Annotated in this window: 7 protein-coding genes; 3 read left to right on the forward strand and 4 right to left on the reverse strand. The window is 36.0% G+C overall.

What is annotated here, in order from left to right:
- Positions 1 to 305: 305 nt before the first annotated feature.
- Positions 306 to 1,562 (forward strand): serine hydroxymethyltransferase, encoded by a 1,257-nt coding sequence (glyA, locus tag A9G45_RS07420; RefSeq protein WP_065567687.1) that lies wholly within the window; start codon positions 306 to 308, stop codon positions 1,560 to 1,562.
- A 66-nt stretch (positions 1,563 to 1,628) separates the two neighbouring features.
- On the opposite strand, the gene A9G45_RS07425 is transcribed toward glyA, so the two are convergent.
- On the reverse strand, positions 1,629 to 3,797 hold the full coding sequence (locus tag A9G45_RS07425; RefSeq protein WP_065567688.1) for a MerC domain-containing protein: 2,169 nt from the start codon (positions 3,795 to 3,797) through the stop codon (positions 1,629 to 1,631).
- Between the two features lie 198 nt (positions 3,798 to 3,995).
- Between A9G45_RS07425 and A9G45_RS07430 the strand changes: the two genes are divergently transcribed.
- A complete protein-coding gene (locus A9G45_RS07430) occupies positions 3,996 to 5,924 on the forward strand; it encodes an ABC transporter ATP-binding protein (protein WP_065567689.1) in 1,929 nt (642 codons plus the stop codon).
- Between the two features lie 67 nt (positions 5,925 to 5,991).
- On the opposite strand, the gene A9G45_RS07435 is transcribed toward A9G45_RS07430, so the two are convergent.
- Both A9G45_RS07435 and apbC read right to left on the reverse strand, forming a co-directional pair.
- A complete protein-coding gene (locus tag A9G45_RS07435; protein WP_065567690.1) occupies positions 5,992 to 7,173 on the reverse strand; it encodes a sugar transporter in 1,182 nt (393 codons plus the stop codon).
- Between the two features lie 428 nt (positions 7,174 to 7,601).
- Positions 7,602 to 8,675 (reverse strand): iron-sulfur cluster carrier protein ApbC, encoded by a 1,074-nt coding sequence (apbC, locus tag A9G45_RS07440; RefSeq protein WP_065567691.1) that lies wholly within the window; start codon positions 8,673 to 8,675, stop codon positions 7,602 to 7,604.
- Positions 8,676 to 8,928: 253 nt separating this feature from the next.
- Here apbC and metG point away from each other — a divergent pair, with 253 nt between their 5' ends.
- Positions 8,929 to 10,956: a methionine--tRNA ligase gene (gene metG, locus A9G45_RS07445; RefSeq protein WP_065567692.1), complete on the forward strand. Its 2,028-nt coding sequence runs from the start codon at positions 8,929 to 8,931 to the stop codon at positions 10,954 to 10,956.
- A 140-nt stretch (positions 10,957 to 11,096) separates the two neighbouring features.
- Here metG and A9G45_RS07450 read toward each other — a convergent pair whose 3' ends face one another.
- On the reverse strand, positions 11,097 to 11,672 hold the full coding sequence (locus tag A9G45_RS07450; protein WP_065567693.1) for a hypothetical protein: 576 nt from the start codon (positions 11,670 to 11,672) through the stop codon (positions 11,097 to 11,099).
- Positions 11,673 to 11,729 lie beyond the last annotated feature (57 nt).

The raw sequence follows: 11,729 nt of genomic DNA on the forward strand, positions 1-11,729 counted from the left end.
TCAATGGCTTTTCTGAACGTTTTTTAGAGGTAAAAATGCACTCTTTTTGTGCTGTTTTTTATTCATAGTATGCAAATACTTCCTTGTTTTTGAAAATATTAAATATATCCACATTAAACCACTATTTTAATGGTGATTTGTAAATGCGTTATTCTTGATATCGATTTGTCATAAATTTTTTTTATAACCTTAAAAAAAGATTGAAATCGCACGTTAATTAAGTAAGGATAACTGACAGTAATATTTTTATACACTATGTATAGCAAAGCCTTTAAGACTAATGCAATGAACAATAAGGAGTCAACATGTTTAGTAAAGATATGACTATTGCCGATTATGATAAGGAATTGTGGAATGCCATTAAAGGCGAAGAACAGCGTCAAGAAGATCATCTTGAACTGATCGCATCAGAGAACTATACCAGCCCACGAGTAATGCAAGCGCAAGGCTCACAACTTACCAATAAATATGCTGAAGGTTATCCTGGCAAACGCTATTATGGTGGTTGTGAATATGTTGATATTGTTGAAAAATTAGCAATAGAGCGTGCTAAGGAGTTATTTGGTGCGGACTATGCCAATGTGCAACCGCATTCGGGTTCACAAGCTAATTTTGCGGTTTATATGGCACTGTTAAAAACAGGGGATACCGTTTTAGGTATGAATTTATCCGAGGGAGGTCATTTAACGCATGGTTCGCCAGTGAGCTTTTCAGGCAAACTTTATCATGTTGTTTCTTATGGTGTTGATGATTCTGGTCATATTGATTATCAACAGCTAGCTAACATTGCTCAAGCATCAAAACCTAAAATGATTATTGGCGGATTTTCGGCTTACTCTGGCGTAGTTGATTGGAAGCGTATGCGCGAAATTGCCGATAGCGTAGGCGCTTACTTATTTGTGGATATGGCGCATGTAGCTGGTTTAGTTGCAGCGGGCGTTTATCCAAATCCTGTTCCTTATGCGCATGTTGTTACCACTACAACACATAAAACCCTAGGAGGCCCACGAGGGGGATTAATTTTAGCTAAAGGCGGTAGTGAAGACCTATATAAAAAACTAAATTCAGCGGTTTTCCCAGGGGCACAAGGCGGTCCTTTAATGCATGTGATTGCAGCTAAAGCTGTTGCATTAAAAGAAGCCATGGAACCTGCGTATAAACAATATCAACATCAAGTAGTTAACAATGCTAAAGCTATGGTGGAAGTGATTTTAAATCGTGGTTATAAAGTGGTATCTGGTGAAACAAACAATCACCTATTCTTAATTGATTTAGTCGACAAAAATATTACAGGTAAAGAAGCTGATGCCGCTTTGGGTAGTGCTAATATTACTGTTAATAAAAATAGCGTACCTAAAGATCCGCAAAGCCCATTTGTAACATCGGGTGTGCGTATTGGTACACCAGCTATTACTCGTCGAGGCTTTAAAGAAGCCGAATCACGTGATTTGGCCAATTGGATTTGTGACGTGTTAGACAATATTGATGATGAACAAACCATTCAAACAGTGAAAGAAAAAGTGTTAACTATTTGCCGTCGATTACCAGTTTATCAGCATTAATTATTGATAAAAAATCGCCGACTATTGTCGGCGATTTTTTTGATAGCTTGTTTTATAAAATGATTTTTATTTATCATTCGTTGTATTATCTTGGGTTTTTTCTTGCTTTTGTAGTTCGATATAGTGTTCTAAATAACCTTTGTGCCATAACCAACCGCCCATTGCGCCAACACCAAGTAAAATAGCTAACCCAAAAGCGGCAATTAAAACTTTGTTGCTGTTGTTTTTCATTGGGTCACGCAAATTGCGTTTTGCGTTTGATGGCAGTTCAGCTTTGCTGGTGAGCAAACTACCCAACATTAAGTTGATTTTAACTTGGCCATTAATTGCCCAACCTGATGCTTCAAGTAGTGGACCTAGAGTTCTACGTCGTAACTTTAACCATGCCAAAATAACAGACGGTCCTGAAATAATTAAGAATAATCCAATAAAGAATAAAGGAAATTGCCACCAAGTTAGCGAAAAAATTGCTTGAAAAATAGAGGCTAATGCCGTACCTATTGCACCTACAGCTAAACCAATTGCGGCAAAAATACCAACGCTTTTACCAATATCAAATTTATTTGCTGGATTTTGCAAGGCTTGTTCACTTGATTTTTCAATATTGGCATCTTTACTGCTAGCCCATTTGTTAATTTGTTCAGTAATACAGCGACCAATACGTTGATAAGGAGCTAAAATTGCTTGTTGAATGCTAATTGGCTTCGTGATTATTTTAACCACATTAGCATCCCAATCATTTCCTTTATTATCGATAAATACACCATTGCGACCTTCAAGTAATAAATCGCCTTGCCCTGCTGTCATTGCCGCGGCAATGAGTTGCTTTTGCCCATGCCTTGTGCATTCACAATAAAGTAAACAAAGTTCAGAATAATTTGCCATTGTTACGTGCTTAGCAATATTATCAACTGCAACACAAAGGGTTGCACAGCGCCCATCAATATAAAGTTTACCAAGCTGAAATGCAGCTCGTGTATTTGGTGAGAAGAAGTCAGCAAAAGACGCAAAGTTAACCAATAAACGATATAAATGTTTATGAAATAAGACTAATTTTTCTAATATGAGAATGTCTGACGCCGATATTGGCGTTTTATTATCTTGTTCAACCATTTGCTGAAATTCGGTCAACAAATCGTCGTTAGCGAGGCTAATCATGAGATTGCTTGGTATATCTTCTATGCTAGCAGAGGGTTCAATTGCCACAGTTAATTGTGCTAATTCGGGCTTAGAACTAATCAGTTTAGCGTAAGCTTGCAAGCTTTGTTGAATATGTTGCCATTCTTGCTGTGTTAGCTGGTCTGAATTGGATAAGGATGTTTCTACTAATGTTTTAAACCGACTAATTTTAGTTTTCCAAAGAGGGTTTATTCCATTGACTAAATCAAGCACCTCAACTGTGTCGATTTTTGATAGAGGTAATTCGGCTAAAGCCTCATCAGACAATAATCCATTTTGTGTCGGTACGATATACTTTTCGTCTACGTTAAGCGCTGTTTGTGCTTGCGGGGCATATTGCGCCAATTCAACGCGTAAAAAATAATCATCAATTTTGGGTTTTAATAGTTGAATTAGCTTCCATATTTCAGCGCTATTTTCACCAAATGGTGTATCGGTGTTATTTATTTTTGCTTGCCATTGCAACCAAGTTTTTAAGTTTTCAACAAATGTGGTGGCAATGTTTAAATCAATCCCCTCTTGTCCACTCATATCTTTTTGTGCACCAGTGGTTTTGATTGCTGTTTGAATAAAGGTTTGCATGTCGCTTGATAATTCGCTTGATGCAGGGAAGATTAAATCACCATTGTAAAGTTTATCAGCATTGGTTTTAATTGATTGCCATATATCATCTTGTGTCAAATAATCCACATTACTTTTATTCAAACTAGCCAAAATACTCCGTGCCGTAGTAGAGAGTTTTTCCCCTTGTGGGGTAGACGTTTTAATTTGCGATAAAGGCAGTGTTTCGCTCATTGTTAAAAGGCTATCAAATGACACGATTTTATCTTGTGTCCAACTAATAGCATCTAAAATATCAGGAATGCGAATACGTCCATCTTGATCTGAATCAAGTAATGCTAAAGTTCGCTCGTCAAAATCTAACCCTATTGTTGGGCAGCTTAATGCAACCCATAATTTAGGATCTAAATCTGGTAAATTGATAATGTCATCAGCACTTTTAAATACAACTTGATCCAACCCACCAACTCGCTGGAATGTCCACATATGGCTCATAATAATCTCCACACCGAAACTCATTAATATTTTTATTCATTAATATAACAGTATTTATTTTTTTTTATAGGATAGAACAGTGATTTCTAATATTTGTGAGACCTATTAGTGCTTCTTTATTTTTTGATTTATTTGCCTTGGCTAACTTTATGGTAGAATAATGCCTTATTACTTAATATCCAAATAAAAATCACCATTATGTCATTAATTAATCTTACCAATGCTTACCTTTCATTTAGTGATGCGCCACTGCTCGATCATATTGATATGTCTATTGAACCAAACGAGCGAGTTTGCCTTGTTGGTCGTAATGGTGCGGGCAAATCAACGTTACTGAAAGTATTAAACAAAGAAATACCATTAGATGAAGGTCAAATTATTTATGAAAATAATGTGATAGTTTCACGTTTACAACAAGATCCTCCTCGCGATGTGCAAGGCAATGTATTTGACTTTGTGGCCGAAGGGTTGCATGAACAAGCGCAATTATTACGTGATTATTACGATTTGGCACATCAAGTAGAGCAAGATCCTTGCGAAAGCAATTTAACCAAATTAGCCAAAATGCAAGAGCAATTAGATCACCAAAATGGCTGGCAATTAGATAGCCGTATTCGTAATGTTATTTCGTCGCTATCGCTTGATGGCGATGCTTTGCTATCTTCGCTATCTGGTGGCTGGCTTCGTAAAGCCGCATTAGCCAGAGCATTGGTTTGTCAACCATCGGTTTTATTGCTTGATGAACCAACTAACCATTTAGATATTCAAACCATAAAATGGTTAGAAGAGTTTTTAAAAAGCTTTAATGGCAGTATTGTATTTATTTCTCATGATCGCTCTTTTATTCGCCAAATGGCAACGCGCATTATTGATTTAGATCGCGGCAAAATTGCCTCTTGGAGTGGTAATTACGATAACTATCTAATTGGCAAAGAAGAAGCACTACGTGTTGAAGAGTTGCAAAATGCCGAATTTGATAAGAAATTAGCCCAAGAAGAGGTCTGGATTCGCCAAGGTATTAAAGCACGCCGTACACGTAATGAAGGGCGAGTACGTGCATTAAAAGCAATGCGCCAAGAGTATAGCGCACGTCGGCAAGTAATGGGTAGTGCCAAAATGCAAATTGAAGAAGCACTGCGTTCAGGCAAAATTGTTTTTGAGCTTGAAAATGTAACCTATCAGATTGGGGATAAGTTGCTCGTTAATGATTTTTCTGTACAAGTATTACGAGGTGATAAGATTGCTTTAATTGGTCCTAATGGTATTGGTAAAACGACTTTGTTAAAACTGATGTTGGGTAATTTAGCGCCAACATCAGGTAGTGTGCATTGCGGTACCAAGCTTGAAGTTGCCTATTTTGACCAATATCGACTTGAGCTCGATCCTGAAAAAACAGTAATGGATAATTTGGCTGAAGGCAAACAAGAAGTGATGGTTAATGGCAGATCTCGCCATGTTCTTGGTTATTTACAGGACTTTTTATTTCCACCAAAACGAGCTAGAACACCTGTACGAGCTTTGTCGGGTGGAGAGCGTAATCGCTTATTGCTTGCTAAACTTTTTTTAAAACCTAGCAATTTATTAATCCTTGACGAACCAACCAATGATCTTGATATTGAAACGCTTGAATTATTAGAAGAGCTAGTTAACGATTATCAAGGTACGGTCTTATTGGTTAGCCATGATAGGCAATTTGTTGATAATGTAGTGACACAGTGCTGGTTTTTTGAAGAACAAGGTCATATTGGTGTTTATGCCGGCGGTTATGCTGATGCATTTCAACAACAACAGCAGGCAAAACCAGCCAAGACCACGATAAACAATAATAAAGAGAATAATCAATTAGAAAAAAACAATAATATTAATACTCAGAACAATAAGCAAACCAGTAAAAAGAAAGCAAAGCTAAGTTATAATGAGCAACGTGAGCTAGCACAACTTCCCAATAAGATAGAACAATTAGAAAATGAAATTGCTGATTTACAAAAACAAATCAGCAATAGTGATTTTTTCAATCAACCTCATGAGGTGACAAATCCCGTACTACAAATGTTAGCCACTAAAGAATCAGATCTAGAAGCTATATTTGAACGATGGGAACAGTTAGAGTCTTTAAGTAAATCATAAGATAAGACAGCCATTTTCAGCATTATTTATAAGTTATAAATAATGCTGTTATTTAATTGATATGAGCTTATAAAATTGTTTTACTATTCCACAATTTTCTTGAAAAAAAGCAGAATAATAACAGAGCAATAACGACAAAAATTGCGCCTACAAAGCCAATATCGCCTATTGATAGCAGTATAAGAACTTTACTTCCGATAAAAGCGCCACCGCCAATACCAATGTTGTAAATACCAGAGTAAACGGATGTAGCGATATCTGTTGCGTCGGGTGCGGCATCAATCACTTTGCTTTGCATGACCATGCCTATAATCGTAATTGAAATACCCCATAACAGGCATTGAATAAAGATGGTATAAATACTAAATGAGCTGATATAGAGTAATAATAGACAAGCAGCTAATGATAACAAAGGAACCAATAGAATGGCGATTGGATTTTTTTCAGAATACTTTGCAAATAGAACACTGCCAACCATGCCAGAAAAACCAACTATCAGTAATAGCGTGACTACGGTAGTTTGGTCAAATCCGCCAATCTGTTTCATAAAAGGTGTGATATAGGTATAAGCAGTAAAATGACCGGCAATAATAATAACCGTTAATAAGTAGATATTAAGTAATATTGGGCGTTTTAATACGTGCGGAATATCTTTTGCTGAAATAATATTTGAACTAGGCACAGTGGGCAGTAAATAAAGCAGTAATAGCATTACGATAAAAGCAATACCAGCAATACATAAAAATGTAATTCGCCAGCCAACATGTTGCCCTATTATGGTACCAATGGGAATACCAAGTATAGTCGCCATTGAAACACCAATAACAATAAAGCCCATTGCTTTAGCTTTTTTACCATTCGGCGCCAACCGAACCGCCAGTGGCGTTGTAATTGCCCAAAAAACGGCATGAGCGCAAGCAATGCCAATTCTTGCTACAACTAAGCTACCAAAATTCCATGCAACCCCTGCTAAAATATGACTACCAATAAAAAGGAAAAATAAAAAAATGAGTAACTTCCTACGCTCCAATTTTGACGTTAATACAGTTAATGGTAACGATAATAACGAAACGGCCCAAGCATAAATAGTAAGCAATAACCCAGCATGCGCAACATCCATTGAAAAACTTTCAGCAATATTGGGCAATAATCCAATCGGTACAAATTCTGTGGTATTAAAAATAAATGCTGCAAATGCAAGACAAAGAATCGATGACCATATACGAGATCGGGTAATATTATTGTTCATGATTAAGATTATGGGGGGATGATTAGGTTACTTTCGATTATAACTGAACATTTTTGGTTATTAAATGATTATATGAATAAATCATAAAGTAAATTGCAAATCTTAGCATTTTTTAGCGAGAATCGTTTGGTTAGCCTATTCTAACGTCAGCAAAGGCAGTACTTATTGGTTGTTATTGGATAAACAGGAATTATTTTTAGAAAAAACACAAATAAAAACTTTAATAAAATCAATGAGTTTTCTGAACGATTTTTAGAGTGAAATATGCTTAACTTTAAGCGTGTATTTTTTTACTGAGGTACATGTTTTTTTAAAAGTAGCTATGCTTCATTTTTACCAAATTGATACAATGATACAATGATACAATGCCAGATAATAATATTGACTACTTTTTATAGCCAATATTACATAACACGGTAATTTTTAAATTATAACGTTTTAAAAGCAATATCTGGTAAAATGACTTCAGTTTGCCAATAAAGTTCAGCTGCAATACGCTCAGCAATTTGATAATAAATTTGAGTAAATTCACTGTCAGGATGGCTTGCGACAGTTGGTTGCCCAACATCAAGATCTTGGCGTAACATTTTATGCAGTGGAATTTGCCCAAGCAATTTTGTTTGATATTGCTCAGCTAAACGCTGTACGCCACCTTCACCAAAGATAGCTTCATTATGTCCACAATTTTCACAAATGTGATAGCTCATATTTTCAACAATACCAAGCACTGGGATATTAACTTTATTAAACATTGTTATGCCTTTTTTAGCATCAATTAATGCAATATCTTGTGGTGTACTGACCATGATTGCAGCTGTAACTGGAATACTTTGTGCTAAGGTTAATTGAATATCTCCTGTGCCGGGTGGCATATCGACAACAAGATAGTCTAATTCTGGCCAAAGCGTATCTTGTAATATTTGTAATAGCGCTTTACTCGCCATAGGTCCACGCCATACCATGGCGTCATCAGAATCAACCAAATAACCAATTGAGTTACTGGCTAGCCCGTATGCCATTATTGGCGTCATATGTTTATTGTCGGGTGTAAAAAGTTGCGCTTTTTCTGTACCTAGCATGGTAGGAATCGATGGCCCATAGATATCAGCATCTAAAATGCCTACTTTGACCCCTTGTTTTTGTAAGGCAAGTGCAAGATTAACTGCTGTTGATGATTTGCCTACGCCTCCTTTCCCTGAGCTTATTGCAATGATATTTTTTATATTGTTAATAGCATGTTGACCATTAGCGCGCCTTAATGTCGCTATTGGGTATTCAATATGCCAGTCAACTTCGTTAATGTCGTTAAGCTTAAGTAATTCAGGAGTGGATTTTTTTTTCAATTCCTCAAAAGCGGTTTGCCAAACAAAGGGCATAGCTAAAGTGATAGATAAACAATGATTAACTATTTCACATTTTTTTAGTGCGTTAAGTTCAAGTAAATTTTTTTGTAAAGTTGGATGCGTAAAATTTTCAAGAATTTTTTTGACTTCAATGTTCATTATGGTTATCTCTTTATGTATCGATATTTAGGCTCGTTTCACTTTCAATCAATTCTTCTTAAGAGGGTAAAACACCGTAAATGGTGGGACACCATCAAATACATTATTTTCATCCTCAAAAAAATAATTGCTTACTTACTTACAAAGCGCAATCGAGTATAGAAATTTAATCAAATTATGGCATAAATCTAGCGATAATCCCACGTTTGATGTACTATTTCTGCCATTATATAAAAAGGGACAATAAATTAATATGACAACTCAACGCAAAATATTGGTGACTTGTGCACTTCCTTATGCCAATGGTTCAATTCATTTAGGGCACATGCTTGAACATATTCAAGCTGATGTGTGGGTACGCTATCAACGCATGCGTGATAATGAAATTTATTTTATTTGTGCTGATGATGCGCATGGTACGCCAATTATGCTTAAGGCTCAACAATTAGGTATCACGCCAGAGCAAATGATCAGTGAAGTAAAAACTGAACATCAACATGATTTTGCGGGGTTCCATATTAGTTATGATAATTACCACTCAACACATAGTCCTGAAAACCGCGAAATATCAGAGCAGATTTATCAGCGTTTAAAGGCTAATGGTTACATTAAAACTAAAATCATTTCACAGTTGTTCGATCCTGAAAAACAGATGTTTTTGCCCGATCGTTTTGTAAAAGGCACTTGTCCACGTTGCAAAGCACCAGATCAGTATGGTGATAACTGTGAAGTTTGTAGTGCAACTTATAACCCGATTGATTTAATTAACCCTAAGTCTGTTGTTTCAGGAGCCACCCCCATTATGAAAGAATCAGAGCACTTCTTTTTTGATCTGCCTGCTTTCTCAAATATGTTGCAAGCGTGGATCCGTTCTGGGACGTTGCAAGATCAAGTTGCGAATAAAATGCAAGAATGGTTTGAAGCAGGCTTGCAACCGTGGGATATTAGCCGTGACGCGCCTTATTTTGGTTTTGAAATCCCAGATGCGCCAGGTAAATATTTTTATGTTTGGTTAGATGCACCCATTGGTTATATGGGATCTTTTTTAAATTACTGCAATAAACAAAATAACCCCATTTTTGACGAATTTTGGAATAAAGATTCAAGTACAGAGCTTTACCATTTTATTGGTAAAGATATTGTTTACTTCCACAGCTTATTTTGGCCTGCAATGCTTGAAGGTAGCCAATATCGCAAACCATCGAATATTTTTGTTCATGGCTATGTGACCGTTGATGGCGCTAAAATGTCTAAATCACGCGGTACATTTATTCAAGCAAGCACCTATTTAAAACATTTAGATCCCGATTGTTTACGTTACTATTACGCCGCTAAATTATCACCGCATATTGATGATATTGATTTAAACCTTGAAGATTTTGTGCAACGTGTGAATAGTGATTTAGTTAATAAAGTGGTCAATATTGCTTCACGTTCGGCTGGATTTATTTATAAACGTTTTGAGGGCAAATTATCGGATAAAGTGGCAGAGCCAGCGCTCTATGGATTATTTGTGGAAAAAGCGAAAGTGATTGCCGATTTCTTTGAACAACGCGAATCAGGTAAAGCCATTCGTGAGATCATGGCGCTTGCCGATGAAGCGAATCGTTATATTGACGAAAAAGCACCATGGGTTGTTGCTAAGCAAGAAGGACAAGATCAAGCATTGCAAGATATTTGCTCAATGGGGATTCACTTATTCCGCATTTTAATGACCTATTTAAAACCGATTGTACCGTCATTAGCTGAACGAACTGAGGCATTTTTAAATAGTAAATTAGAATGGAATACCATTGGGGATGCGTTGACAAACCACAAGATTAATCAATTTAAAGCTTTATTTAACCGTATTGATATGGACAAAGTCACAGCCATGATTGAAGAAACTAAACAACAAGCTGCCTTAGCAACACCAGCTAAAACCCAAGTTGCCGAACCTATCGCTGAAACAATTAATTTTGACGATTTTGCTAAAGTCGACATGCGAGTTGCTTTAATTAAACACGCCAGTTTTGTTGAAGGATCAGATAAATTACTTCAACTAACGCTTGATATTGGTGATGAAACGCGTAATGTGTTTTCTGGCATTAAGCAATTCTATCCAGATCCTGAAGTACTGATAGGTCGTTTAACTATTATGATTGCAAACTTAGCACCTCGCAAAATGCGTTTTGGTGTTTCAGAAGGTATGGTGCTTTGTGCAAGTGGTAAAGATGATGGCGAAGGTGTGTACCTACTATCACCAGATAGTGGCGCTAAACCAGGAATGCGAATTTCGTAATTGATATCTTTATTATAAATAACTGCATCTTAACAAGTTAATATACTTGTTAAGATGTTTCAGGAAATTATGCGTTTCAGTATAAAATTTGCTTATTTGATAAATAATTGTAGCGTTTGTTTTTTAGAGTTGTTTTTCTATTATAAGTGTTTAGCTAACCAACTATCATGTAACCATTTTTGAGTTTGCCTTCCTGCTCGAATAAAATCCCAGTCAATATCTCTTTCAAAAACCATTACTGTTTGATCAGGTCCTATAATAGTCCAAAAATAGAGGCCAGTATTTAAATCACGGCATTTGACTTTCATTCCAGTTAGTATGTTTTTTTTGCCATCAACAATAATAGTTTCGTTATGGGTATTGATCCAATTATTATTATAGTTTTCTAATAAATCTGGTGCATAGTCTTTAAGAAAATTTAGAGTAATTTGTAATGCGATTTCTTTGGAAACTTGTTGGCTAGAAGACTGATATTTAGGTAGTAATCTTACTAATCCTTGTAAATTTTTAGTAGTATCATTTATTAATAATGAAACATGTTGTTGTTCAAGATGTATGCTTTCATTGGGTTCAAAACGATAAAGAGTGACAGGCTGTTTATTGTGGAGTCCTTGTTTAGTTAATACAAAATTAAAATCGCGTTCTGCATTTTGTAATAACTTTTGAAAATTTGGTTCAAGTATGTTTTTTGCTTGTTGTATTTGCGTTGAGTCCATAGTGGGTTCCTTTATTGTACTCATTTCTTCGGCGTAACAAGTTGAATTTAAAAAACT

It is taken from the genome of Gilliamella sp. HK2 (genome assembly GCF_001690265.1).
Lineage (GTDB): Bacteria > Pseudomonadota > Gammaproteobacteria > Enterobacterales > Orbaceae > Gilliamella > Gilliamella apicola_C.

Coding starts and splice junctions, on each gene's coding strand:
- glyA (WP_065567687.1), top strand. CDS start 306: ATGTTTAGTAAAGATATGACTATTGCCGATTATGATAAGGAATTGTGG.
- A9G45_RS07425 (WP_065567688.1), bottom strand. CDS start 3,797: ATGAGCCATATGTGGACATTCCAGCGAGTTGGTGGGTTGGATCAAGTT.
- A9G45_RS07430 (WP_065567689.1), top strand. CDS start 3,996: ATGTCATTAATTAATCTTACCAATGCTTACCTTTCATTTAGTGATGCG.
- A9G45_RS07435 (WP_065567690.1), bottom strand. CDS start 7,173: ATGAACAATAATATTACCCGATCTCGTATATGGTCATCGATTCTTTGT.
- apbC (WP_065567691.1), bottom strand. CDS start 8,675: ATGAACATTGAAGTCAAAAAAATTCTTGAAAATTTTACGCATCCAACT.
- metG (WP_065567692.1), top strand. CDS start 8,929: ATGACAACTCAACGCAAAATATTGGTGACTTGTGCACTTCCTTATGCC.
- A9G45_RS07450 (WP_065567693.1), bottom strand. CDS start 11,672: ATGGACTCAACGCAAATACAACAAGCAAAAAACATACTTGAACCAAAT.